Origin of the sequence: Vibrio sp. PID17_43, from assembly GCF_002608565.1 — a bacterium.
Classification (GTDB): Bacteria; Pseudomonadota; Gammaproteobacteria; order Enterobacterales; family Vibrionaceae; genus Vibrio.
In genome coordinates this window covers 19,135-45,093 of sequence record NZ_LIXM01000030.1, presented here as the reverse complement: position 1 = coordinate 45,093, position 25,959 = coordinate 19,135, and the positions used below count along the sequence as shown (strand labels likewise).

At 45.4% G+C, this 25,959-nt stretch carries 24 protein-coding genes; 19 read left to right on the top strand and 5 right to left on the bottom strand.

From position 1 onward, the window contains the following. Nucleotides 1–139 precede the first annotated feature (139 nt). Complete coding sequence (locus AK965_RS18100) at nucleotides 140–610, bottom strand: zinc ribbon-containing protein (RefSeq protein ID WP_099080926.1); 471 nt, start codon at nucleotides 608–610, stop codon at nucleotides 140–142. A gap of 155 nt (nucleotides 611–765) precedes the next feature. On the opposite strand from AK965_RS18100, the gene leuS reads away from it, so the two are divergent. The 12 genes from leuS (at nucleotide 766) to lipA (ending at nucleotide 13,388) form a co-directional block, all read left to right on the top strand. Then, the gene (gene leuS, locus AK965_RS18095) at nucleotides 766–3,342 is read left to right on the top strand and encodes a leucine--tRNA ligase (RefSeq protein ID WP_099080925.1); all 2,577 of its coding nucleotides are present in this window, start codon (nucleotides 766–768) and stop codon (nucleotides 3,340–3,342) included. Nucleotides 3,343–3,570: 228 nt separating this feature from the next. After that, on the top strand, nucleotides 3,571–4,113 hold the full coding sequence (gene lptE / locus AK965_RS18090) for an LPS assembly lipoprotein LptE (RefSeq protein WP_099080924.1): 543 nt from the start codon (nucleotides 3,571–3,573) through the stop codon (nucleotides 4,111–4,113). A gap of 5 nt (nucleotides 4,114–4,118) precedes the next feature. Continuing rightward, nucleotides 4,119–5,138 carry a DNA polymerase III subunit delta gene (gene holA, locus AK965_RS18085; protein WP_099080923.1) on the top strand — a complete coding sequence of 340 codons (1,020 nt, stop codon included), beginning with the start codon at nucleotides 4,119–4,121 and terminating at the stop codon, nucleotides 5,136–5,138. Between the two features lie 88 nt (nucleotides 5,139–5,226). Beyond that, entirely contained in the window at nucleotides 5,227–5,544 is a 318-nt protein-coding gene (gene rsfS / locus AK965_RS18080) for a ribosome silencing factor (protein WP_099080922.1), read from the top strand. Between the two features lie 4 nt (nucleotides 5,545–5,548). Further along, the gene (gene rlmH / locus AK965_RS18075) at nucleotides 5,549–6,019 is read left to right on the top strand and encodes a 23S rRNA (pseudouridine(1915)-N(3))-methyltransferase RlmH (RefSeq protein ID WP_099080921.1); all 471 of its coding nucleotides are present in this window, start codon (nucleotides 5,549–5,551) and stop codon (nucleotides 6,017–6,019) included. Nucleotides 6,020–6,048: 29 nt separating this feature from the next. Then, nucleotides 6,049–7,974 (top strand): penicillin-binding protein 2, encoded by a 1,926-nt coding sequence (gene mrdA, locus AK965_RS18070; protein ID WP_099080920.1) that lies wholly within the window; start codon nucleotides 6,049–6,051, stop codon nucleotides 7,972–7,974. After that, nucleotides 7,974–9,095: a rod shape-determining protein RodA gene (gene rodA / locus AK965_RS18065; RefSeq protein ID WP_099080919.1), complete on the top strand. Its 1,122-nt coding sequence runs from the start codon at nucleotides 7,974–7,976 to the stop codon at nucleotides 9,093–9,095. The genes mrdA and rodA overlap by 1 nt, the downstream gene beginning before the upstream one ends. A gap of 2 nt (nucleotides 9,096–9,097) precedes the next feature. Beyond that, entirely contained in the window at nucleotides 9,098–9,901 is an 804-nt protein-coding gene (locus AK965_RS18060; RefSeq protein ID WP_099080918.1) for a septal ring lytic transglycosylase RlpA family protein, read from the top strand. Nucleotides 9,902–9,975: 74 nt separating this feature from the next. Then, on the top strand, nucleotides 9,976–11,154 hold the full coding sequence (locus AK965_RS18055; protein WP_099080917.1) for a serine hydrolase: 1,179 nt from the start codon (nucleotides 9,976–9,978) through the stop codon (nucleotides 11,152–11,154). A 151-nt stretch (nucleotides 11,155–11,305) separates the two neighbouring features. Then, nucleotides 11,306–11,584 (top strand): DUF493 family protein YbeD, encoded by a 279-nt coding sequence (gene ybeD, locus AK965_RS18050; protein WP_038865384.1) that lies wholly within the window; start codon nucleotides 11,306–11,308, stop codon nucleotides 11,582–11,584. Between the two features lie 179 nt (nucleotides 11,585–11,763). Further along, nucleotides 11,764–12,426, top strand: a complete 663-nt coding sequence (gene lipB / locus AK965_RS18045) for a lipoyl(octanoyl) transferase LipB (RefSeq protein ID WP_099080916.1) — start codon at nucleotides 11,764–11,766, stop codon at nucleotides 12,424–12,426. Continuing rightward, entirely contained in the window at nucleotides 12,423–13,388 is a 966-nt protein-coding gene (gene lipA, locus AK965_RS18040; RefSeq protein WP_099080915.1) for a lipoyl synthase, read from the top strand. Before lipB ends, lipA begins: the two co-directional genes overlap by 4 nt. A gap of 344 nt (nucleotides 13,389–13,732) precedes the next feature. On the opposite strand, the gene glyA is transcribed toward lipA, so the two are convergent. Then, nucleotides 13,733–14,983: a serine hydroxymethyltransferase gene (glyA, locus tag AK965_RS18035; protein ID WP_099080914.1), complete on the bottom strand. Its 1,251-nt coding sequence runs from the start codon at nucleotides 14,981–14,983 to the stop codon at nucleotides 13,733–13,735. 347 nt (nucleotides 14,984–15,330) lie between these two features. On the opposite strand from glyA, the gene AK965_RS18030 reads away from it, so the two are divergent. Continuing rightward, the gene (locus tag AK965_RS18030; protein WP_099080913.1) at nucleotides 15,331–15,933 is read left to right on the top strand and encodes a YitT family protein; all 603 of its coding nucleotides are present in this window, start codon (nucleotides 15,331–15,333) and stop codon (nucleotides 15,931–15,933) included. Nucleotides 15,934–16,002: 69 nt separating this feature from the next. Here AK965_RS18030 and gmhB read toward each other — a convergent pair whose 3' ends face one another. Further along, complete coding sequence (gene gmhB, locus AK965_RS18025) at nucleotides 16,003–16,554, bottom strand: D-glycero-beta-D-manno-heptose 1,7-bisphosphate 7-phosphatase (RefSeq protein WP_099080912.1); 552 nt, start codon at nucleotides 16,552–16,554, stop codon at nucleotides 16,003–16,005. A gap of 332 nt (nucleotides 16,555–16,886) precedes the next feature. Here gmhB and metN point away from each other — a divergent pair, with 332 nt between their 5' ends. Genes metN through AK965_RS18010 form a run of 3 tightly spaced genes read left to right on the top strand, consistent with a single transcriptional unit; the run spans nucleotide 16,887 to nucleotide 19,432 of the window. Next, the gene (gene metN / locus AK965_RS18020; RefSeq protein WP_099080911.1) at nucleotides 16,887–17,921 is read left to right on the top strand and encodes a methionine ABC transporter ATP-binding protein MetN; all 1,035 of its coding nucleotides are present in this window, start codon (nucleotides 16,887–16,889) and stop codon (nucleotides 17,919–17,921) included. After that, nucleotides 17,911–18,588 carry a methionine ABC transporter permease gene (locus tag AK965_RS18015; protein WP_099080910.1) on the top strand — a complete coding sequence of 226 codons (678 nt, stop codon included), beginning with the start codon at nucleotides 17,911–17,913 and terminating at the stop codon, nucleotides 18,586–18,588. The genes metN and AK965_RS18015 overlap by 11 nt, the downstream gene beginning before the upstream one ends. 34 nt (nucleotides 18,589–18,622) lie before the next feature. After that, nucleotides 18,623–19,432, top strand: coding sequence for a MetQ/NlpA family lipoprotein (locus AK965_RS18010; RefSeq protein WP_099080909.1), 810 nt, complete (start codon nucleotides 18,623–18,625; stop codon nucleotides 19,430–19,432). A gap of 93 nt (nucleotides 19,433–19,525) precedes the next feature. Here the strand turns inward: AK965_RS18010 and AK965_RS18005 are convergent, their stop codons facing one another. Next, entirely contained in the window at nucleotides 19,526–20,302 is a 777-nt protein-coding gene (locus AK965_RS18005) for a Zn-ribbon-containing protein (RefSeq protein WP_099080908.1), read from the bottom strand. A gap of 2 nt (nucleotides 20,303–20,304) precedes the next feature. After that, nucleotides 20,305–20,850, bottom strand: a complete 546-nt coding sequence (gene syd / locus AK965_RS18000; protein ID WP_099080907.1) for a SecY-interacting protein — start codon at nucleotides 20,848–20,850, stop codon at nucleotides 20,305–20,307. Between the two features lie 108 nt (nucleotides 20,851–20,958). Here syd and queF point away from each other — a divergent pair, with 108 nt between their 5' ends. The 3 genes from queF (at nucleotide 20,959) to AK965_RS17985 (ending at nucleotide 25,855) form a co-directional block, all read left to right on the top strand. After that, a complete protein-coding gene (queF, locus tag AK965_RS17995; protein ID WP_099080906.1) occupies nucleotides 20,959–21,804 on the top strand; it encodes an NADPH-dependent 7-cyano-7-deazaguanine reductase QueF in 846 nt (281 codons plus the stop codon). A gap of 104 nt (nucleotides 21,805–21,908) precedes the next feature. Further along, on the top strand, nucleotides 21,909–24,191 hold the full coding sequence (locus AK965_RS17990; protein WP_099080905.1) for a lipopolysaccharide assembly protein LapB: 2,283 nt from the start codon (nucleotides 21,909–21,911) through the stop codon (nucleotides 24,189–24,191). Nucleotides 24,192–24,289: 98 nt separating this feature from the next. Continuing rightward, complete coding sequence (locus AK965_RS17985) at nucleotides 24,290–25,855, top strand: diguanylate cyclase (protein WP_099080904.1); 1,566 nt, start codon at nucleotides 24,290–24,292, stop codon at nucleotides 25,853–25,855. Nucleotides 25,856–25,959: the final 104 nt, after the last annotated feature.

Genomic DNA, 25,959 nt, shown 5'->3' with positions numbered 1-25,959 from the left:
TGGTTAATTGCAAAATAAAAGGCTCTAAGTTTTGGGAACTTAGAGCCTTTATAAGCCATCTGTAGGATCGTTCAACCGATCATTTATCTCTTAACTGATCGGCATTAGCGATGATAGCCTCTTTTTTGTTTAATCAAGACTAAGGTTTGAGGGACTGACGACTAAAGCCCGTATGACCGCACTTTATGCATGGAATAATAACCGTCGGATGATTGTACGTTGTCTTATGACCACACTCATCACAGACTAACGTCCCTAATCCAATCACTTCTCCCGCCTCATACAAACCTTGGTGTTCTAGATCATCAAACAACTCAACCCACTCCACTTTGGTTCGGTCGGTAATATCGAGCAACCCTTGCCAGATTGAATCAGCAATGGTGAGGTAAAAAGGCCCACTCTTACCTTCTTCATAACTCTCAGAGAACTCTTTCAAATCGGCTTTTACGTAGGCGGAAATCAACGAAAGTTCATCCTTGGTCATATCGTTGGCGGCATCGACGACTTTGCCCGACGTTTCGAATACTTTGTTAACTTCATCCGGACTATGCTTCAATGTTTCAATCACATCTTCGAGCATTTCCTCATAACCTGCTTTACGTTTAGGCATAACTGACCTCCATCTTTCTACTTCCAAGCGTCACTTCAAGGCGCATGGGTATAGATTGGCTATTGTTGTGATCCCTTGCTTTAGGTATTCTATGATGATCTATATAAGTCTGTTCTAACCGAACTCACAAATTCCAAGATAACCGGATACCATCGATGCAAGAACAATATAACCCGCAAGAGATTGAACAAAAGGTTCAACAACATTGGGACAACAACGAGACCTTCGTTGTAAGTGAAGACCCAAACAAAGAAAAATTCTACTGTCTTTCTATGTTCCCTTACCCAAGTGGTCGCCTGCACATGGGTCACGTGCGTAACTACACTATCGGTGATGTGGTATCTCGTTTCCAACGCCTGCAAGGTAAAAATGTTATGCAACCAATTGGTTGGGATGCATTTGGTCTGCCTGCAGAAAACGCCGCAGTAAAAAACAACACTGCACCAGCCCCATGGACTTACGAAAACATTGAGTACATGAAAAACCAACTTAAGCTACTTGGCTTTGGTTACGACTGGAACCGTGAATTCGCAACCTGTACTCCTGAATACTACCGTTGGGAACAAGAGTTCTTCACTAAGCTTTACAATAAAGGCTTAGTTTACAAGAAGACGTCTTCAGTAAACTGGTGTCCAAATGACCAAACCGTTCTCGCAAACGAGCAGGTTGAAGATGGCTGCTGCTGGCGTTGTGACACGCCTGTAGAGCAAAAGAAAATCCCACAGTGGTTCATTAAAATCACAGAATACGCACAAGAGCTACTTGATGATCTAGACAAACTAGATGGTTGGCCTGAAATGGTAAAAACCATGCAACGCAACTGGATCGGTCGCTCTGAAGGTGTTGAGCTTTCATTTGAAGTGAAAGGCGAAGATGCACCACTAGAGGTATACACGACACGTCCTGACACCCTAATGGGCGTAACCTACGTTGGTATCGCTGCTGGTCACCCTCTTGCTGAAAAAGCAGCAGAGAACAATCCTGAGCTTGCCGCCTTCGTTGAAGAATGTAAGAACACCAAAGTAGCGGAAGCAGAACTTGCGACAATGGAAAAGAAAGGTATGGCGACTGGCCTTACTGCTATTCACCCATTGAACGGCCGTGAAGTACCTGTTTTTGTGGCTAACTTCGTACTGATGGACTACGGTACAGGGGCTGTAATGGCAGTACCTGCACACGACCAACGTGACTTTGAATTCGCAACAAAATACGGTCTAGACATCGTGCCTGTAATCAAGCCAGTTGATGGCAGCGAGCTAGACATCTCTGAAGCAGCATATACAGAGAAAGGTGTACTGTTCGATTCTGGTGAATTCGACGGTCTAGAATTCCAAGCCGCTTTCGATGCAATCGCAGCGAAACTAGAAGCGCAAGGCAAAGGCACTAAGACCGTTAACTTCCGTCTACGTGACTGGGGTGTATCTCGTCAACGTTACTGGGGTGCGCCAATCCCAATGGTAACCACTGAAGACGGTGAAGTTCACCCAGTACCAGCAGACCAACTACCTGTAATTCTTCCAGAAGACGTGGTAATGGACGGCGTAACAAGCCCAATCAAAGCTGACAAAGAGTGGGCGAAGACCACATTCAACGGCGAACCAGCTCTACGTGAGACTGATACGTTCGATACCTTTATGGAATCGTCTTGGTACTACGCACGTTACTGTTCACCACAAGCTGACGACATCTTAGATCCAGAAAAAGCAAACTACTGGCTACCAGTAGACCAGTACATCGGTGGTATCGAGCACGCTTGTATGCACCTACTGTACTCTCGCTTCTTCCACAAACTGCTACGTGATGCGGGCTACGTGACTTCTGACGAGCCGTTCAAGCAACTACTATGTCAAGGCATGGTACTAGCAGATGCGTTCTACTTCGAGAACGAGAAAGGCGGTAAAGAGTGGGTTGCACCAACAGATGTTGCTGTTGAGCGTGACGGTAAAGGCCGTATTACTTCAGCTAAAGATACTGAAGGCCGTGATGTAACACACTCAGGCATGATCAAAATGTCTAAGTCGAAAAACAACGGTATCGACCCTCAAGAGATGGTAGACAAGTACGGTGCAGATACCGTTCGTCTATTCATGATGTTCGCGTCTCCAGCAGACATGACGCTTGAATGGCAAGAGTCTGGTGTAGAAGGGGCAAACCGTTTCCTTAAGCGTGTATGGAAACTGGTTCACGCGCACTCTTCAAAAGGTGCTGCTGAATCTGTAGACGCATCAGCGCTGTCAGGTGACCAAAAAGCACTTCGCCGTGATGTGCACAAAACCATCGCTAAAGTGACTGACGATATTGGCCGTCGCCAAACGTTCAACACTGCGATTGCCGCTATCATGGAACTAATGAACAAGCTTGCAAAAGCACCTCAAGAGTCTGCACAAGACCGTGCAATCCTTGATGAAGCACTTAAAGCAGTCGTTGCAATGCTTTACCCAATCACTCCGCACATCTCATACGAACTATGGGCTGCGCTAGGTGAAGCAGACATCGATAACGCAGTATGGCCAACGTTTGACGAGAAAGCGCTCGTTGAAGATGAAAAAACTATCGTTGTAATGATCAACGGTAAGCTACGTGCGAAGCTAACGGTTGCGGCTGACGCAACAGAAGAGCAAGTTCGCGAGCTTGGCCTAAACGATGAAAACGCTAAGAAGTTCCTAGATGGTCTAACCATTCGTAAAGTCATTTATGTACCAGGTAAACTGCTGAACATCGTTGCAAACTAGCCTATCGCAAAAAACGAAACGCAGCTTGTAATAACTCGACGCAAAGCGAACTAATTCGCTCGCTAAGAGTCATTAAACAGGGTGAGCTATCACCCTGTTTATTTAACTCAACCATTCACACCAAGTGGTTTGAGGTAAATATACCCAAGTGACTTCAAAATACCGGGCTCAGAACCTCTTGAGGTTACTTAGGTATATAACCCCTTCAATTTAGGATGAATACAATCAATGCGCTTTTTCTCTTTGATTAAACTACCAGTGATATTGGTATTAGCAGGGCTTCTTTCTGCCTGTGGTTTTCACCTTCGTGGCGAGTATTCCGTTCCGGAAGAGCTACATACCATGTCATTCAGTAGTTACGATGAGTACAGCCCGTTAACTCGTTACGTGCGATCTCAGTTAGCACTCAACAAAGTAGACATCGTGCAGCCTTCATCTAGCGTACCAAATCTACATCTAATTGAAGCAACGATGGATGAGCGCACGCTATCCCTTTATCAAAATAGCCGAGCAGCAGAAAAAGAACTGACTTACGTAGTGAAATACCGTGTCACTATTCCTGGTCTCGGTTCCAAAGGCTTCACCACAACCGTGAACCGTAACTACTTAGACAACCCACTAACGGCACTGGCTAAATCGGTAGAACGCGACGTTATCGAAGATGAGATGCGTCAACAAGCCGCTGGCCAAATGATGCGACAATTAGGTCGTGTACGTGCAGAATACGAACATGACCATATTGATATCAATGCGAAAAATACCAACTCATAACTAACATGCGAATTTTTGCCGACAAGCTGGCTGATCATCTAGCGAAACACCTCAAGCAGGTTTATCTGATCTTTGGTAATGAGCCGCTATTGATTCAAGAAAGCCGCCAAGCAATTCAACAAACTGCTCGCCAACATGGCTTTGAAGAAAAACATCGTTTTGCGGTTGACGCAAGCTTAGATTGGAACCAAGTTTACGACTGCTTCCAAGCACTAAGCTTGTTTTCAAACCGTCAACTGATTGAACTTGAGCTACCTGAAAGTGGCGTGAGCGCTACCATCAGCAAAGAGCTTCTTTCACTGTGTGACCTACTGCACGACGACATCATGTTGGTTATCGTTGGCACTAAATTGACCAAAGCGCAAGAAAACGCGAAATGGTTTAAAACGCTGAGTACGAAAGGCGATTGGATTAGCTGCTTAACGCCTGATCTACAACGCTTACCAATGTTCATTCAAATGCGTTGCCGCACGCTTGGTTTAAAAGCCGATCCACAATCATTGCAGATGTTAGCGCAATGGCATGAAGGCAACCTATTCGCGCTATCGCAAAGCTTAGAGAAACTCGCTCTGCTTTACCCGGACGGAGAATTGACCGTCGTGCGCTTGGAAGAGTCGCTAAGTCGCCACAACCACTTCACGACTTTCCATTGGATTGATGCTCTGCTCGCTGGTAAAGCAAACCGTGCACAACGAATTTTGCGCCAATTAGAAGCAGAAGGCGTTGAAACAATTATCCTAATCCGTAGTGTACAAAAAGAGTTCACTCAACTGCTAAACATGCACCGTGACTTAACTCAGATGAACATGAGTCAAGTATTTGAAAAGCATCGCGTGTGGCAAAATAAACGCCCCTTTTACAATGCAGCGCTGATTCGTCTGTCGGCCAACCGAATTTGTGCACTTTTGTCTCTTTTAGCGCACGCAGAGATAAAAGCGAAAACCCAGTATGATGACCCTGTGTGGCCAACGATCCATCAATTGAGCCTAGAAACCTGCTCTCCTGATATTAAGCTGGCAATTTAAAACTCAAAGCATGATATAGTGCGCGACCAGTTTTAACTCAACAACGTTAAAACTCCCACAGATTGAAAAGAAAATCGAGGAAAACCGAGTGCTTGGCGAAGAACTTAAAGACTTTTTAGCTGATAAAGCCGACGATATGAAAGCGGAAGAGATTGTCATTCTAAATGTAGAAGATAAGTCTAGCGTGACAGACTATATGATCATCTGTACGGGCACATCTAAGCGTCATGTGTCATCTATCGCTGATCACGTTGCGTCTGAAGTGAAAAAAATCGGCCTAGAACCGCTAGGCATGGAAGGCGAAAACGAGGGAGAATGGGTTGTTCTAGATATGGGCGACGCCATGCTACATGTCATGCAAGACGAATACCGATCTCTATACCAGCTAGAAAAGCTCTGGGGTTAATCTTTTGAAGATTCAGTTAATTGCCGTTGGTACAAAAATGCCAAAATGGGTCGAAGAAGGTTTCCAAGAATACCGCCGTCGCTTCCCTCATGATATGCCACTTGAATTGGTTGAAATCCAGGCCGGAAAACGTGGAAAAAATGCGGATATCGCACGCATCCTGCAAAAAGAAGGGGAAGCGATGTTGGCAGCCGTGCCGAAAGGCAACCGAATTGTGACACTTGATATTCCAGGTAAGAAGTGGGATACACCACAACTGGCAGAGCAGTTGGAAGCATGGAAACTGGACGCACGTGACGTTTCAATTTTAATTGGTGGTCCAGAAGGCCTTGCTCCCGCATGTAAAGCCGCCGCTGACCAAAGCTGGTCATTATCCGCTCTGACATTGCCACACCCGCTCGTGCGCATTGTCATGGCAGAAAGCTTATACCGAGCGTGGAGCATCACTGCTAACCACCCTTATCACCGCGAATAATCGCAGCTTAAGTCCAGAGACAAGCGTTAATGATCCGTAAACGCCGTAGTCAGATCCGAGATTATCAAGCCGAAGCGCGCCTGTTTGCCAGTCGTGCTATTGTTGCGTTCCTCGGAATCGCCGTTTTGATGGGTTTGTTGGTCGCCAACATGTACAACATCCAGGTGAACCAGTTTCAAGATTATCAAACTCGTTCCAACGACAACCGTATCAAAATTGTTCCTATTGCACCAAACCGTGGGCTGATCTACGACCGTAATGGCGTATTGCTTGCTGAAAACCGTCCTGTCTTTAACTTGGAACTCACTCCAGAAAAAATTAAAGACATTGATGGCACGATCAAAGAGCTACAAAACATTCTCGAGATCACTCCAGAGCAAGTCGCGCGTTTCCAGCGTGAACGTAAACGCACGCGTCGCTTTAAATCAGTGCCTCTATTAACTCAGTTAGATGAAAAGCAAGTAGCGGTGTTCTCAGTCAATCAATACCGTTTCCCTGGTGTTGAGATCAGCGCGACACTCAAACGCTATTACCCGTTCGACGAAGTACTCACCCATGTGATTGGCTACGTATCGCGTATTAACGATCGAGACATGCTGCGCCTGATTCGCGAAGAGAAAGATGCCAACTACCAAGCAACACGAGACATCGGCAAGTTAGGTATTGAGAAATACTACGAAGATATTCTCCATGGTACTGCTGGGTATCAAGAAGTTGAGGTGAATAGCCTCGGCCGAGTGATCCGCACCCTGAAATACGTGCCACCGATACCTGGCGAAGACATCGTCTTGAACCTTGATATCAACCTGCAACTGTACGTTCATCAACTGCTCGATGGGCGTCGCGGTAGCGCTGTTGTGCTTGATCCAAGAGACAATGGTGTGTTGGCAATGGTCTCTAGCCCAAGTTACAATCCAAATGCCTTCGTACACGGCATTTCTGGTAAGGCCTACCGAGCTCTACTGAACGATAAGAACCGCCCGTTGGTAAACCGTTCTACATTAGGCATCTACCCTCCCGCTTCAACCATTAAACCATTTATGGCCGTTGCAGCATTGGAAGAAGGTGTGGTAACACCGAAAACCACACGAAACGATCCTGGATACTGGCGTATTCCAAATTCAGATACTCGTCCGTTTCGTGACTGGTTACGTTGGGGGCATGGACGCGTTGATATCATTAAGTCGATTGAAGAATCTGTGGATACCTTCTTCTACCAAATCGCTTATGACATGGGGATCGACCGCATCTCAAATTGGATGATGATGTTTGGCTTTGGTGATTACACTGGCATCGATATTTATGAAGAAAGTAGAGCCAACATGCCAACACGTGAATGGAAGATGTCTCGTCATAAAACGCCTTGGTACAAAGGCGATACAATTCCGGTAGGGATTGGGCAAGGTTACTGGACCGCGACACCAATGCAAATAGCAAAAGCAACGTCAGTGTTAGTCAATGACGGGACGGTTATAGCTCCACACTTGCTAAAAGCAACCATCGATAACGGTGGTGATTTTGAACAGCAAGAGGCGTCTGAGTACGTCATTTATCCACCTATCCAAAACGTACCAGACAAGTACTGGAACATGGCGAAAGAAGGGATGCGTTTGGTTAACCATGGCCCAAAAGGTACCGCACGTCGTTCGTTCTATAACATGGACTACCAAACTGGGGGCAAGTCCGGTACTGCACAGGTATTCGGATTGGGTGAAGATGAAGAGTACAATGCAGACGATGTTGCTGAGCATTTACGTGACCACGCACTCTTTACAGGATTTGCGCCATTCAATGATCCTAAAGTGGTTGTTACTGTCGTACTGGAGAATGCTGGTGGTGGTTCAAGCAACGGTGCACCTGTAGCAAGAAAGATCTTCGACCGCGTCATTCTTGGACCGGAAAAAGTGGCCCCCGACAATGATAACGCCAACGAAAAACAAGAGGTAACGCAGTAATGAAAATGGATCCCTCTACAGGCAAGAACCGCGCCCTGTTTGAACGCTTCCATATCGACTTACCACTACTACTCGGCATATTATCTTTGATGGCTTTTGGCTTGGTCATCATGTATAGCGCAAGTGGCCAAAACTTGGCGATGATGGATCGCCAAGTCATGCGCATGACCCTCTCTTTGGGAGTCATGCTTGTGTTGGCTCAACTCTCTCCCAGAACTTATGAGAGCCTTGCCCCCTTAATGTTTATCGGGGGTTTAGTGTTACTGTTTGGTGTTCTCTTCTTTGGAGAGGCATCAAAAGGCGCGCAGCGCTGGCTAAACCTTGGCTTTGTCCGTTTTCAACCATCAGAACTGCTTAAACTGGCAGTGCCTCTCATGGTTGCGCGCTATATCGGTCGTCAACCCCTTCCTCCAACCTTTAAAACGCTAATAGTTGCTCTGATTATGGTGTGCTTGCCAACCATCCTGATTGCTAAGCAGCCCGACTTAGGTACATCGATTCTCATCGCCGCATCTGGAATTTTCGTGATCTTCCTTGCCGGCATTAGTTGGAAAATAATTGCAGGGGCAGCCATCGCGCTCGGAGGATTTATTCCGATCTTATGGTTCTTCTTAATGCGCGAGTACCAAAAGGTGCGGGTACGTACCCTATTCAATCCAGAATCGGATCCACTCGGTGCTGGCTACCACATCATTCAAAGTAAAATCGCCATTGGCTCTGGCGGAATTTCAGGCAAAGGTTGGTTGCAAGGTACGCAATCACAACTCGAATTCCTACCGGAGAGACACACTGACTTTATCTTTGCAGTAATTGCTGAGGAATGGGGTATGATTGGCTTCCTTTGCCTATTAACCATCTATCTATTCATCATTGGCCGTGGTCTCTACCTCGCTAGCCAAGCGCAAACCGCGTTCGGTCGAATGATGGCAGGCAGTATTGTACTCAGCTTCTTCGTGTATATTTTTGTAAATATCGGCATGGTAAGCGGTATCCTACCCGTGGTAGGCGTACCATTACCACTCATCAGCTACGGAGGCACTTCTATGGTGACCCTAATGGCCGGCTTTGGTATTCTCATGTCGATTCACACACACCGAAAAGCATTCTCTAAGGCGACCTAGACATGCAAAAACGCGCTTTATATTCCTTCGTTTTTTCTGCTGTGATTTTGGCAGGCTGTTCTTCTACCAACCAAAAAACACAGGAAGGCCGTTATGAACTTGAATCCGATGTAGCACCCGATAAACCGCTGTCGGTTGAGCACATCGAAGATGCGCACCCTAAATATGAACCATACAGCTTAGGCGGTAATAGTGATTACCATCTACGTGGACAAGATTACAAGATTATCCGCGATGCCCACGGTTTTACACAGACAGGTAAAGCCTCGTGGTATGGTAAAAAATTCCAAGGTCACTTAACGTCTAATGGTGAAATCTACGATATGTACTCAATGACAGCGGCACACAAAACATTGCCCCTGCCAAGCTACGTGAAAGTTACCAACACCGATAATGGAAAGTCGACGATTGTACGCGTCAATGACCGTGGCCCTTTCCATGAAGGGCGTATCATTGATTTGAGCTACGCCGCAGCACATAAGTTGGATGTCGTAAAGGCGGGGACTGCAAACGTACAGATTGAAGTTATCGCTGTCGATAAACCGACCGATGAAAAATCACTCGCGGCACACCCTAAATACGTCATTCAGGTCGCCTCTTCAAAATATGAAGATCGCGCACGAACTTTAGGCTCAGAACTGGGTCAAAAGCTCGATACTGAAACCTTTTTGGAGACTTCAAAAGAAACCTATCGTTTATTGCTCGGGCCATATAGTGACTACTCTCTGACTCAGGCAACCTTAGATAAAATAAAGTTGCTTGGTTATGCATCTGCATTTATCAAAAAACATAAAACTGACAAATGACCGATAAAGCCCCCTCTGATATAAGAGGGGATTCTGTTAATATGTCGCCAGTTAACCCAAAAATTTGAATTACCATGAATAAAAATATGTTTGTGAGATCCATTCTCGTTTCTTCGGTTGCCCTATCTGCAACCATCGCTCAATCTGCTTTTGCATCACCAATTGTTGTGCCGGATGCACCTCAAATCGCAGCGAAAGGCTACGTACTGATGGATTACCATTCAGGTAAAGTACTGGCTGAAAAAGAGATGAATGAAAAATTGTCTCCTGCTAGCCTGACAAAAATGATGACCAGCTACGTCATCGGTCAAGAACTCGCGCGTGGTAATATCTCAGAAGACGATGACGTCACCATCAGCAAAAATGCATGGGCGAAAAACTTCCCAGACTCGTCAAAAATGTTTATCGAAGTTGGTACGACAGTAAAAGTTAAAGAACTGAACCGTGGCATCATCGTTCAATCAGGTAACGATGCTTGTGTTGCAATGGCCGAGCATATTGCTGGATCTGAAGATGCATTTGTTGACCTAATGAATGCTTGGGCTAACACCCTAGGCATGAAAAACTCACACTTCGCCAACGTTCACGGCCTAGACAACTCAGAGCTATATTCAACACCATACGATATGGCACTACTGGGTAAAGCACTTATCCGCGATGTGCCGGATGAGTACCGCATCTACTCAGAGAAGAAGTTCACTTACAACGGCATCACCCAATACAACCGTAACGGCCTATTGTGGGATAAAAGCATGAACGTTGATGGCATCAAAACTGGCCACACAAGCAACGCAGGTTACAGCCTAGTGAGCTCAGCAACAGAAGGTCAAATGCGACTCATTGCAGTAGTAATGGGCACCAAAGACTTGAATGCACGTAAAGCAGAAAGTAAAAAACTGCTGAGCTATGGCTTCCGCTTCTTCGAAACCGTTGCGCCACACAAAGCGGGTGAAACCTTCGTTGAAGAAAAAGTATGGATGGGTAGTCAAGATACGGTTGCACTGGGTCTTGACCAAGACACTTACGTAACGCTACCTCGTGGTCAAGCGAAAAACCTAGAAGCAAGCTTCGTACTTGAGAAAGAGCTCGAAGCACCAATTAACAAAGGCGATGTTGTGGGTACGCTATACTACCAAATTAATGGTGAAGATATTGCAGAATACCCTCTAATGGCGCTAGAGACCGTAGACCAAGGCAGCCTATTTAGCCGCATGTGGGACTACATCGTATTGTTGTTTAAGAGCTTCTTCTAAAACAAGCTTCTTAAACACAATAACGTCCACAAAGCCGCCTAATTTGGGCGGCTTTGTTATACCCCTTTAAGCCACTTAGTATGATCTTGAGTTCAACCGAATTTGACTGTACTATTTCGCACCGCAACGAATACCAACTGGAGTTACCGAAATGCTAACCATCAACTCTGATGCAAAATTGAAAGACCTGCTTGAGTTTCCTTGTTCATTTACTTACAAGGTAATGGGTCATGCAAAACCTGAGCTTCCAGAACTTGTTCTTGAAGTTATCCAGCGTCATGCTCCAGGTGACTACAGCCCAGCAGTAAAACCAAGCGCTAAGGGCAACTACCACTCGGTGTCTATCAACATTACTGCGACTTCTATTGAGCAGGTTGAAACCCTTTATAAAGAACTGGGTGAAATCGACATCGTGCGCATGGTTCTATAATTTTTTGATGCATTAAATTTTTTTTTTTGAAAGCAGCTTAGGCTGCTTTCTTTTTATTTATCAGATAGATAATAAAGTCCCATCCCACTTCCAGTTAAAAATCTGTTACTCAACTGTAGAGCATCAGGTTCATCCAGTTTATAATCCAAAAACTTTATATATTAGTGACAGGAATTCCCATGCAACACCAACTTGTTGTAAAACGACTTGACCGCCAAGATTATGAGCCGGTATGGAAGGCGATGCATGAGTTTACTGACCAACGCACGGACGACACGCCTGATGAAGTTTGGTTGGTAGAACACAACCCAGTGTTCACTCAAGGGCAAGCAGGTAAAGCGGAGCACCTTCTTAACACTGGCGACATTCCTGTTGTGCAAAGCGATCGCGGCGGACAAGTCACCTACCACGGCCCGGGCCAGTTGGTTGTTTACTTCCTGATCAACCTACGTCGTAAAAAATTAGGAGTGCGAGATCTCGTTACGCACATTGAGAATCTCGTGATCAATACCCTAAAGGCATACAATATCGATTCCGCTGCGCGACCAGACGCACCAGGCGTTTATGTCGACAGCAAAAAAATATGTTCTCTCGGTCTTCGTATCCGCAAAGGATGTTCATTCCATGGCCTCGCACTAAACGTGGATATGGATTTAACCCCATTTTTGCGTATAAACCCATGTGGTTATGAGGGAATGGAGATGGTTCAGGTTAGCCAAGTTGGGGGACCTGACGACATCGAAACCGTGGAAAAACAATTAATACAAGAACTCGTTACTTTGCTTGATTATGAGCAAGTAAAATTCAGCACAGAAGCACCTTCTCAAGGTAATAAAGCATGAGCAAACCAATCCAGATGGAAAAAGGCGTTAAATACCGCGACGCCGACAAAATGGCATTGATTCCCGTAAAGAACATGCCTACAGAGCAGAAAGAAGTGCTACGTAAGCCTGATTGGATGAAGATCAAGCTACCAGCCGACAGCCAACGTATTCAAGACATCAAATCGGCAATGCGTAAGAACAAACTTCACTCCGTATGTGAAGAAGCGTCTTGCCCTAACCTCGCAGAGTGTTTTAACCACGGCACCGCGACGTTTATGATCCTAGGTGCGATCTGTACTCGTCGTTGCCCTTTCTGTGACGTTGCTCATGGCCGTCCTCTACCTGTTGAAGCAGAAGAACCGAAGAAACTGGCGAAAACCATCGCCGATATGAAGTTGAAATACGTCGTTATTACTTCGGTAGACCGTGACGACCTGCGTGATGGTGGTGCAGAGCACTTTGCTAACTGTAACCGTGAAATCCGCGAATTGAACCCACACATCAAAATTGAAACCCTCGTTCCTGACTTCCGTGGTCGTATGGACGTGGCACTTGATCTGATGAAAGACAACCCACCAGATGTCTTCAACCACAACCTAGAGACGGCACCTCGTCTGTATCGTAAAGCTCGCCCAGGCGCGAACTACAATTGGTCGCTACAGTTACTGCAAAAATTCAAAGAGCAGCATCCAAACGTACCGACTAAGTCAGGCCTGATGATGGGACTGGGTGAGACGAAAGAAGAGATCGTTGAAGTACTGAAAGACCTTCGTGCACACGGCGTAACCATGCTAACTCTAGGCCAGTACCTTGCGCCAAGCCGCCACCACCTGCCAGTAGAGCGTTACGTTCCACCTTCAGAGTTTGACGAGCTAAAAGAGATCGCACTAGAGCTTGGCTTCACCCATGCAGCGTGTGGTCCATTCGTTCGCTCTTCTTACCATGCCGACATGCAGGCGCAAGGTATTGAAGTGAAATAAGCACTGACTTGCTTTGATGAGAAAAGGTTGGCTCTATGCCAACCTTTTTTGTATCTAACTTATATACTCCCAGAATTGAAGCGTTGATAAGAGATTTTCTCGAACAAAAAGCGCATCATTCTGACGAGCCTAAGCGATATCAGGAATCTGCTTTCAACGCACTCTAATTAACAGTGGTAACAAGAGATTCCCTATTCTAGAAAAACAAAAAGGCCCTCAAATGAGGACCTTTAAATTGGGTGAACTTTCGAAATAGATGGGGCGAGTTCTAGGAGAACACACGAAGTTTGCTTCTAGCAAATGAGTATGTTCGACAACGAAATCAGCTCACTCTACGAAGAAAGTTATGCGTAAACTGGTAGACGCTTACAGATCTCTAAAACTTTCTGTTTCGTTGCTTCGATAACTTCCTCGTTGCCGATGTTATCTAGAACGTCACACATCCAGTTCGCAAGCTCTTTCGCGTCTTCTTCTGTGAAGCCACGACGAGTGATTGCTGGCGTACCAACACGAATACCAGACGTTACGAATGGGCTACGTGGGTCGTTTGGTACAGAGTTCTTGTTTACTGTGATGTTTGCTGCACCTAGCGCTGCATCTGCATCTTTACCAGTGATGCCTTTGTCGATGAGATCAACGAGGAACAGGTGGTTCTCCGTGCCGTTAGATACGATCTTGTAGCCACGCTCTTGGAATTGACCTACCATCGCTTTCGCATTTTTCACTACGCGCGCTTGGTACTCTTTAAACTCAGGCTCCATTGCTTCTTTAAACGCCACTGCTTTACCAGCAATAACGTGCATTAGAGGGCCGCCTTGACCGCCTGGGAATACGGCTGAATTCAGCTTTTTGTACATATCTTCGCCAGCGTTTGACAAGATAAGACCACCGCGAGGGCCTGCCAGTGTTTTGTGTGTAGTCGTTGTTACTACGTGAGCGTGTGGAACTGGCGTTGGGTACTCCCCTGCAGCGATAAGACCAGCAACGTGCGCCATGTCTACGAATAGGTAAGCGTCAACTTTGTCTGCGATTTCACGCATGCGTTTCCAATCAACGATTTGCGAGTAAGCAGAGAAACCACCGATGATCATCTTAGGCTTGTGCTCAAGCGCTAGCTGTTCCATCTCGTCGTAGTTGATTTGACCAGCTTCGTCGATACCGTAAGGAATCACGTTGTAGTGCTTACCAGAGAAGTTCACTGGAGAACCGTGAGTTAGGTGGCCACCGTGTGCTAGGCTCATACCGAGAACTGTGTCGCCTGGGTTTAGAAGCGCCATGTACACTGCGCTGTTTGCTTGAGAACCTGAGTGAGGCTGTACGTTCGCGTACTCACAACCGAACAGTTGACATGCACGATCGATAGCGAGTGCTTCAGCTTTATCTACGTACTCACAACCACCGTAGTAACGCTTGCCTGGGTAGCCTTCAGCGTATTTATTCGTTAGCTGAGAACCTTGCGCTTCCATTACACGTGGACTTGTGTAGTTTTCAGAAGCGATAAGTTCAATGTGTTCTTCCTGGCGAAGGGTTTCTTCCTGGATAGCTGCGAACAGTTCCGCATCGTAATCTGCGATGTTCATATCACGCTTAAGCATCTGTATCTCCTGACTCAGATTAGTACTGAAAGTTGCAAAAAAAACCGAATAATGACCTAACGCAAACGTTTTCGTCACTCTGATAGCGCGCATTCTACAGAATTTGATCTAGGTCATAAAGAGAAATTTACAATTTTCTCATGCAGTTTTTTCATGATGACATGTATGGTTTATCATAGTGATATTGCAATCGATTCACTATGTAAACCTGAGTGTCAATTTTACGCTTTACACCCTGTAAAACGATAATTACATAGGTTTACCGCAAATTTTACCCCCTAGCTACCGAAAAGATCATCTTTTTACTACTATGCATGCCCCAAAACTTAGCAATAAATACAATATTGATGGAAAAACACTCAAATAAAGAAGATTGGATTGCGATTTTAACTGGCACATTTCTGGTTGCTCAAGGCGTATTCTTTTTACAGTCTACTAATCTGCTAACGGGCGGCACCACTGGACTGGCTCTTTTAATTACCCAATTTACGCCGTTTAGCTTTGGTGTTCTGTATTTTATCGCCAACTGCCCATTCTACTTATTGGCATGGAAACGCTTCGGGGGCCGTTTTGCGATTAACAGTGCTATCTCTGGCGCTTTGGTTTCCGTGTTTGCTGACCACTTATCTCTGCTGATTTCACTTGAATCCATCAATGAAGTTTACTGCGCCATTGCAGGAGGCTTACTGATGGGCTTAGGCATGTTAATCTTATTCCGTCATCGCTCCAGCTTGGGTGGCTTTAATGTCCTGTGTTTGTTCATTCAAGATAAGTTTGGCATTTCTGTCGGCAAATCTCAGATGGCCATTGATGCGTGCATCCTGTTTGCCTCTTTCTTCTTCGTCACGCCTTGGATTATTGGCCTGTCTATTCTTGGCGCTTTTGCCTTAAACCTTGTACTCGCAATGAATCACAAGCCGCATCGCTATTCTGTGACCTATGGGTCTTAACCAAAAAGACAAAAAAAAGCCAGCAATCAATATGCTGGCTTCTTAATAAATCTTACGTTTGATATAGCGTTAACGACTTAAATATGCAGGAACGTCTGCAATGCTATCAAGTACAACCGTCGCGAGCGCTTCACCTTGTTCAGTGACAGGCTTACCTGTGCGAACCAAAATCTTAGTGCCAACGCCAGCCGCTTCTGCAGCCATCATGTCTTCGGCTTTATCGCCGATCATCACAGATTTCTCCATGTCGATCTTCAAGAAGTCACGCGCAGAAATGAACATGCCTGGTTTTGGCTTGCGGCAATCACAATCTTGTTTGTATTCGCCAATGCCATGTTCTGGGTGATGTGGACAATAATAAAAACCATCGAACTCAACGCCATTATCGACGAAGTTCCAATCCATCCACTGAGTTAAAGATAAGAAACGGTCTTCACTGTATTTACCACGCGCGATACCCGATTGGTTGGTTACAAGTACCAATAGGTAACCTTTATCTTTCAGTGCTTTCGTCGCTTCAAACACACCATCAATGTACTCAAAATCATGTTCATCATGAACATAGCCGTGGTCAACGTTGATCACGCCGTCACGATCGATAAAAACAGCAGGTTTTGCCAAAACGTATTTCTCTATTAACTCGGTTTAATCTGATTATTACACACCTTATAAACTTCAACACTATCTAATTCGTGTGAAGCCGACACAAAACAGTTGATTTGTTAGCAGAGAATCGGTAAATCTGGAAAACCACTCTTTTTTCATACTTCTTCTTGTTTACGTACTGAAACAAAACATCCACACGCTTAGACGTCTAGACGTAAAAATATCTATTGACTTCATTTCGCTTACCCCATAGCATCAACTGAGAATTGAGATAGAGTTCAAAATTTACTCCTGTTAAAAGCCGTTTTTAACAGTGAAGGTCCCAGTATCTCTGTGCAGGTTGAAACATGATAGAAATAAAAAACGTCAATAAAGTGTTCTACCAAGGAAGCAAAGAAATTCTTGCCCTCAAGGACATTAACCTAGATATCGCGAAGGGCACCATCTTTGGTGTGATCGGCTCATCGGGCGCGGGTAAAAGTACCCTGATCCGTTGTGTCAACATGCTGGAAGCCCCAACATCAGGCTCAGTCATCGTTGATGGCGTTGATCTAACTACATTAAGCAAAAAGCAGTTGGGAGAAACTCGCCGCAACATCGGCATGATCTTCCAACACTTTAACCTGCTGTCGTCTCGCACCGTTTTCGACAATGTCGCCCTTCCTCTTGAGCTTGCAGGCAAAGACAAATCACAGATCACAGCAAAAGTGACTGAGCTACTTAAGTTGGTTGGCCTAGAAGATAAGCATGAAAGCTACCCAGCAAATCTAAGTGGTGGTCAAAAGCAACGTGTCGCCATTGCACGTGCACTCTCATCCGATCCAAGCGTTCTATTGTGCGATGAAGCGACTAGCGCACTGGATCCAGCGACAACGCAATCCATTCTAGAGCTACTAAAAGAAATCAACCGCAAACTGGATATCACCATCCTATTAATCACTCATGAAATGGAAGTGGTAAAAAGCATCTGCCACGAAGTGGCAATCATCGGTGGTGGTGAGTTAGTTGAGAAAGGTAGCGTGGGTGACATTTTTGCGCACCCAAAAACAGAACTGGCGCACGAGTTCATTCGCTCTACTTTGGATCTGTCTATCCCGGAAGATTACCAAGCACGCTTACAAGCAACCCGCGTTGACAATAGCTACCCACTGGTTCGCCTAGAATTTACTGGCGCAACAGTGGATGCCCCACTGATGACACAAATCGCTCGTAAGTTCAACATTGATGTGAGCATCCTAAGTTCCGATCTAGATTACGCTGGCGGTGTGAAGTTCGGCATGATGGTCGCCGAGCTATTTGGTAATGAAGAAGACGATAACGCTGCGATTGAATTCCTGCGTGAACACAACGTAAAAGTAGAGGTACTTGGCTATGTCCTTTAATGCAATTTCTGAATGGCTGAGCCTAAACAGCAATCTACTTTTAGGTGCAACATGGGAAACCCTGTACATGGTTGCCGTTGCGGGCATCGTTGGCTTCGCAGTAGGCATTCCATTAGGTGTCATTCTGCACACCACTAAAAAAGGTGGTTTACTAGAAAACAACAAACTGAACCGCATTCTTGGCGCGATCGTCAACATCGGTCGCTCAGTACCATTCCTCGTACTGATGGTCGCAATCATCCCTGTAACGAAACTGTTGGTCGGCACGTTTATCGGCACGACCGCAGCGATCGTCCCGCTGACTATCGGCGCTATCCCATTCGTTGCGCGATTAATTGAAGGTGCCCTATTAGAAGTTCCAACAGGGCTGGTTGAAGCGGCACAATCAATGGGAGCAACACCGATGCAGATCATTACAAAAGTGCTACTACCAGAAGCAATGCCGACTATTGTTAACTCAGTAACCATTACCCTAGTAACACTTGTGAGCTACTCAGCGATGGCAGGCACCGTGGGTGGTGGTGGTCTTGGTGACGTTGCCATTCGATATGGTTTCCACCGCTACGATGTGGTTATCATGGCAGTAACTGTCGTGATGCTAATTGTACTTGTTCAAATTATTCAGTCCATCGGCGACACAATCGTACGCCGCGTGGACCACAGATAGCCTAAACATTTCTAAAAATTATAAGGAGATAACCATGAAATTTAGCCTTAAGAGTCTTTTGACTGCAGCAACCGTTGCTTCAACTCTCGCGCTTGCAGGTTGCGGTGACAAACAGTCTGACGAAAACAGCATAAAAGTTGGTGTCATGGCCGGCGCGGAAGCACAGGTGGCAGAAGTTGCCAAAAAAGTGGCGAAAGAGAAATACAACTTGGATGTTGAGCTCGTTACCTTTACTGACTATGTAACACCAAATGCCGCACTGGATGATGGGTCAATCGATGCGAACGCGTTCCAACACAAGCCATACCTAGACCAACAAGTAGAAGATCGTGGTTATAAGCTGGTCACGGTTGGAAACTCTTTCGTCTATCCAATTGCTGGCTACTCTAAGCAAGTGAAATCAGTGGATGAAATCGAAGATGGTGCGCGCATCGCAGTGCCAAACGATCCAACCAATTTAGGTCGCTCTCTACTGCTGCTTGAACAACAAGGCCTGATCGAACTGCGTGATGGTGCAGATCTGTTGGCAACGGTTCGCGACATTGTTGGCAACCCGAAAAACTTAACTATCGTTGAGCTAGACGCTGCACAGCTTCCTCGCTCTCTTGATGATGTTGCGGTTTCTATCATCAACACGACTTACGCAAGCTCAATTGACCTCACACCAGAACGCGATGGGCTTTTCGTTGAAGATAAAGAGTCACCATATGTGAACCTAATTGTCGCTCGTGAAGACAATGCTCAAGCGACAAACGTACAAAACTTCGTAAAAGCTTACCAAACCGAAGAAGTGCACCAAGCGGCAAAAGAAACCTTTAAAGGTGGCGTTGTTAAAGGTTGGTAATTCAACACCAATACGTCACAAAAACAAAAAGGCTGATGAGAATACATCAGCCTTTTTACTGTCTCATGTCGATAAACGCTATCGCTTGAAGCCTTATTTTATATGGTCCCACGACATATTCGATACGATTCGACAGTCATCGCACTTAAAATGGAAGATGTCATGCAGCGGCTCATCAAGTCGCCACTCCCCACCACACTTGGGACATTTGCGTGCTTTTTCTGACTCTACCGACTCACCACCGACGCGATACTGATAGTAATACGTCGGAATTTTTGTAATGTACTCAATACGACCACGTAAATCCCAACCTCGACGGAATAACACACTGTCCGCATCACAAATTTCATGCAGTGCCGCGTGTTCAGCACGGCAGCCACCTGCCATCTGGATTTCATCACACGCTTGCCATTCGGTTTGCCACTTCACCACAGCTTTGTGATCACCGTTTAACGTAGGACCATTGCGGTAAAGAGGGATCGGCAATAGCGTTTCTCCACTACGTAGTGGAGAACAGGTATGCACGTAAGTAGTGTATAATACTTGCCAGCTCGGTTGCTCATCTTCCGCCGCTTCTTCTGAGTTCAAGTCTCGCCCTAACATGCGCATTTTCGGTGCTAGCAATGATGCTTCGGTCAAACGATTCATACACACTTTTACAAAGTCTGAATGATAACGTGGATGTAAACTGTCTTGCTCAGGGCAAACTACGCGAACGAAGAACTCGCCATCGCCCATCACGATAGGGAACTCACGACCTAACACTTGGCCGTTATAACGCAACGCATCCATCAAACCATTGATGGCTTTATCGACCGCACTCACTGTCGTGTTATCAAAGCATTCAAACTGCAACTCAACCACGTACATACTTACACCGCTGCCTCTAGCTTAGTCAGAAACTCCGAGATGCTTTCTGCTAACACGTCACGCTTATCCGTGCCTAGACGCTCAAGAATCACATTACCCGTTAGGTTACAAATGGAAATCACATCCAGCTCCGCATCGGTCGCAGCGATAAACACCGTTGGCTTTAACTTGAGACGACGCTGAGTAACTAAGTGGCCAAGAATATTCTCTTGCAGACGAGTAAAATCCTCATCACTCCATACTTGCAGTAACGTCAGCTCGTTACCTTGCCAAGCCGCGTCCATGTCTGCGCTGTATTGAGAGCCATAGAAAGTTTTGATGTCTTCATGCAGCGTTAATTCAATTGCGTTCTCAACATTCGTGAAATCCGCCATTTCTTCACGTGGGAATGCTTTCCACAATACTGCCCCATCGCGTTTCTCTTCTACACATGGAGAAACAAGATCAGCAAGCTCTTCACTGCGTGGCAGTTCATTGTGCTCATCTTGCCAAGCTTGTTGATAGCGCAGGCTAAACTCCTGTAGAGCCTGAGTAACGGTCTGGGTCATGAAGGTCTCCTCATTCCTTATTTATCAGATAGCGGTGTCTGCCAGATGGCAATTATTCAGCGGATTAAGTAAAATTCTCGCTATTCTAATCGAAAATGACCACAAAGTATGAGCAAATATTCTGACGCTAAAGAGCTTGCCAGCCTGACTCTGGGTAAAAAGACCGAGTACGCAAACCAATACGATGCGAGTTTGCTGCAACCCGTTCCTCGCAGTTTAAACCGTGATGACTTAGAACTGGGCGATAGCCTACCGTTTTTGGGCCATGACATCTGGACACTCTACGAGCTTTCTTGGCTAAACAGCAAAGGCTTACCTCAAGTTGCGGTAGGTGAAGTGTACATTCCAGCAACCAGCGCAAACTTGATTGAGTCAAAGTCGTTCAAACTGTATCTAAACAGCTACAACCAAACGCGTTTTGCAAGCTGGGAAGAAGTAACAGAGCGTCTCACTCAAGATTTGTCAGCATGCGCAGGCGAACATGTACTTGTGGAAGTAAACCCGGTAACTCACTACGCCAATCAACCTATCGTAACGATGGAAGGTGAATGCATTGACGATCAAGACATCGAAATCGATAGCTACGATTTTGATGCCACATTACTTGAGGGGGCTGCGGGTGAAGAGCAGGTCGAAGAAATTCTTCACAGCCACCTATTAAAATCAAACTGCCTGATCACTAATCAACCAGACTGGGGCAGCGTAGAAATTCGTTACCAAGGCGCTAAGCTTGATCGTGAAAAGCTGCTTCGTTATCTCGTCTCTTTCCGTGAGCACAACGAATTCCATGAGCAATGTGTGGAACGTATTTTCACCGATTTGATAAAATACTGCCAGCCAAGCACGCTGACGGTTTTTGCTCGTTACACTCGCCGTGGTGGGCTGGATATCAACCCTTACCGCTCAACTGAACAAGATAAACCAGCACACAATAATCGCATGGCTCGTCAATAATGATCTAAAACACCCAGCTATCTGTTGGATTGCTGGGTGTTTTTCTCTAATATTGCTCGATTAAATATACGTGCATTACGACACAGTTCGAGGGAACGAAAACGATGTTTTGGGACAGTTCGCGTCTATACTGGCTGATTGGCTTTCTTTGCTTATTGCTAGCACCGCCACTTCACGCGACCATTTTATCTTCTGCTTTGCTGAATGAAGCTCAACAATTGACTGAGTTTGAACCTTCCCAAGCTAAACAAGCGGCCAAAAACTACCTACTTCAACGCGAACTCATTGAGCGCATAGAAAACAGCAGCCCCTCCGCGATGTCCCGTGAAGAGACCGATCGTAGTATCCGCACACCAAGCAGTACCATCGAAGCGTACAAAATCATTGCTCAAGCCGACTATGTTATGGGCGATTTGCGAAGTGCGATTAAGAGCTTAGATGAAGCGGAGCGCCTTGCGAAAGAGTATCAATTGCCGTACATGGAACTGGGTGTGCAATTGACTCGCAACCAAATGGTGTGGATGTACGACAAAAACTATGCGGCGGCAGAGAAAAAGCTGAATCAAATTGAGCAACAGATTAACGAGGCGAAACCCGCACTACAACGCGCAAACAGCATTCGTTACCATTTAGTAATGCAACGCGCCCTGCTTGCTTCACATAGAGGCGAAACTGCGAAAGCCGAGCAACTTTACATCGAAGCAAAAGCGATGCTCAAAGAAAAGCGTTCTGATCTAATTTTAATTGATTACTACACGACTTTAGGCGAGTTCTATCTCAACAACAAGCAATACAACCTTGCTCTTTCTGAGTTACTTTATGGCTATTGGCAATCAATTGAGAGTGATAACGGAGCCAAACTAGCGAAAGTAAACCGTTTATTAGCACGATTGTTCCAAGAGCGTCGCGTATACGATAAAGCGATGGAGTACTTATCTCAGGCCGCAGATTTTTATGATAGTTATCCTAACTCGCCAATTTTGGCAGATGTCCTTGAAAATATGGGGGATGTTTACTTCTATCAAGGCAAATTTAATCTTGCTTTAGTGCACTACTTCAACGTGTTAGATCATAAGAGCACTAGCCAAGATATTCACCGAGATATCAATCTTCGCTTAAGTCTTGCCGCGACCTATTTACAACTCTATAACTACCCTTTAGCAGAACAATATCTAAAGCGTGCCAACGAGTTATTGGAATATTCCGACTTAACCAATTTAGAAGCCAAAGCGGCTTTGCTTCAGTCCGGCTTGGCTTATCACCAAAATGACAGCCAAAACGTAATTAAAAACGCTCAATACGCACTCGATCTTCTTGAGACGTTGCCCAACGCATCCGACTTCATTAAGCAGCAATCTTACCGTTTATTAGGCTTAGGCTACGAGCAGGCTGGTGAGTATCACTCCTCTCTTCAAGCATTTAAAAAATACATCAACCTAGTGCGCGTAGAACAAAGGCACCTTAACCAAATCAGTGAAGATGCCTTCCGCCAGCAAAAAGAATTTGCCGAGCAAAGCATCCATCACGTTGGCCAAGCCGACAAACTGGCGTTGGTTGAGATGGAACACCGCAAATTCCAGAAGATCTCATTCGCGCTATTTATTTCGGTACTATTCATGTTCTTATTTATCATGCGCCGAGGTGTGATTATACAGCGCCAAGCGAGTGAAATAGATAAGCTTCGTAGCGATCTATTCACGCACTCTCGCTCTCGCTTAAATAACCTACGCATGTTGAACGTGAAGTTATCTGGTTCATTAAAAAAATCCAGCGATACGTTTGAGCAATGGCAGATGGGGGAACTGATCCACGAACCTCTGAATGATCGTTTGCGCTTTGTCATGATAGACCTACCATTCCTACGCAGTATGTATGTACAGCACGGATACAAAGCTGGCCTTGAATTGGAACGAGCGTTTGGTGACTTCCTTGCTGAAAAAATTAAGAAACCAACACGCTTGTATCATTTTTCCGATGCCAATTTACTTTACATTGAGCCCAATGCTGACCGAAATACCTCTGGCGAAGCCACCTTTGAAAAGTTCCAGAAGTGGATAGATGAATTTGCTCAGCAACATAACGTTAGCCGCATCATTCGTATGGGGATCAGTGATTATCCATTTTTACCACGAGCTTATACCGCGATTAACGGCGAAGAGCTGCTCGACTTATTGCTTCTTGCAACCCATGTTGCTCGTGAGGTCAGCCTAAAAGATAAACGCAGCCATTGGGTATTCTTAAAGGCCATCGACAATGCTCCTGCTGCGAGTTTTGCAAGTCATGACATAAGAACGGCGTGTCTACACGCTATCCATCAGGGACTAATAAAAGTTCATTCTTCTTACAAGAATGAGGAGGACATCAAAAAAATATTAAAAAGTGGATAATTTACTAACTGTTGTTCTTAAACAATGATGACGCTAATACGTTTTTTGTTATTATGACATAATTATCAGCAGTTCATGGACTTAGTTGTAGTCACTTCATGGGAATCTTGGAATCCGATATTCAGTCACATCTTCATCAGCTGAGTTGTCAACTTGACAAGCTCAGACTGACTCATCGTGACACTTCACTCAAATTTAAGCGTGAGCAACAGGTTCTAAAACGCGTCGTGGCCGCATTGTCTTCTGCTTGTCAGGGGGCAAACTCTCAAGTCACTAGCTATCTGTTTGAAGTTCAGCAAGAGCTGGAGCTTCAAAAAGATGTCAGTATTCTGATCCCTCGCTTGGCCGTACTAGAAAGAATGCTCAAACAGCAGTCAAAGGCAATGGATAAGCAGAGCGATTACCTCAACGAGCAAGTGAAGCACAGTGCTGCGACACTACAACGTGCTCCGGGTTTACCAGCACAACTCAAGCGAGAGTTGCGTAACCTAATGAGTTGCTCCGGCACTCATGCTTGTAATAATGTTGACCAAGCGACAAAATTACTTAGCATCTACGAACGTTCGCTGAAGATAATGACTGCCAATTCGCGCCTCAACCTCTCTGAGCTTGAAAACAACCCAGATAGATCTCAATTAGAGTGCCTTGCTAGCGATCTGCAGCGTACCATTACGGAACTCAATTTCGAAGGTGACTCTGGTGATCAACTGCTTGATATCCGCTCAAAGCTACTGTTAGGTGTGAATGCCGAGTCGTTGATTGAGCTGACTTTAAATACGCTGAAGTTAGTCGTCGAAGCAACCAAATCGGAACGTAAGACATCCGAGCAATTTTTGGTGCAGTTAAACGCGTCTCTTTCAAGTAATCTTAAAACCGCACATCAGAACGTCGATCAGCATCAAAACTACTTTGAACATCGCCAAGAGTTGAATGCTGAAATGAACGATTTAGTAGGGCTCAGCCAAAAATCGCTCGAGCAAGCACAAGATTTAGCCGCGCTGAAGCAAGAGATCGCTCCACTACTTGCACAAATAGCATCACTATCTGAACGGTTAAAGATGACGGAAGAGCGTGAGCAAACCCTCCAAGAACGTTTAAATTACAATAAAAATCAACTCGCATTGGTGTTTGAAACTACCCAGGAGTATCATCGTCGCCTAGAAGATCAAGCACAACGCATGTTGCTTGATCCTTTGACCAAAGTATACAACCGCGCGGCGTTCACTGACCGAATGGAACACGAATACCGCCGTTGGATCCGCTCACAACAAAACCTTCGAGTGGTGATGTTTGACGTCGACAACTTTAAAGCGATTAACGACAGCTATGGTTATACGGCCGGTGATAAGGCTTTAAAAATCATCGCTCGTACCATTCAAAAACGAGTGGGAAAAACCGAAACCGTTGCTCGTTTTGGCGGTGAAGAGTTTATTATTCTTATTCCAGAGCAATCCGAAGAGTACACGCTAGAACTGATGAAAAATATCCAAAAAGACATCAACGCATTACCATTTAAGTTCCGTGAACAAAACATCATGATCACGCTCACAGCTGCTTCCACTGCCTTTAGAGAAGCCGATACCCCAGAATACGTACTCGATCGCCTAGGTATTTTGTCAAAAGATGCAAAGCAGCGTGGTCCTAACCAAATTAACTGGAATTAAAACCGCTCAAAAAAACGCCAAGATCGCACTTTTGATGCAATCTTTCACCATATTGCCGAAAATTTCAATGAGTTATCACATTTCTCTTCTCCCAGTCTGCTAAG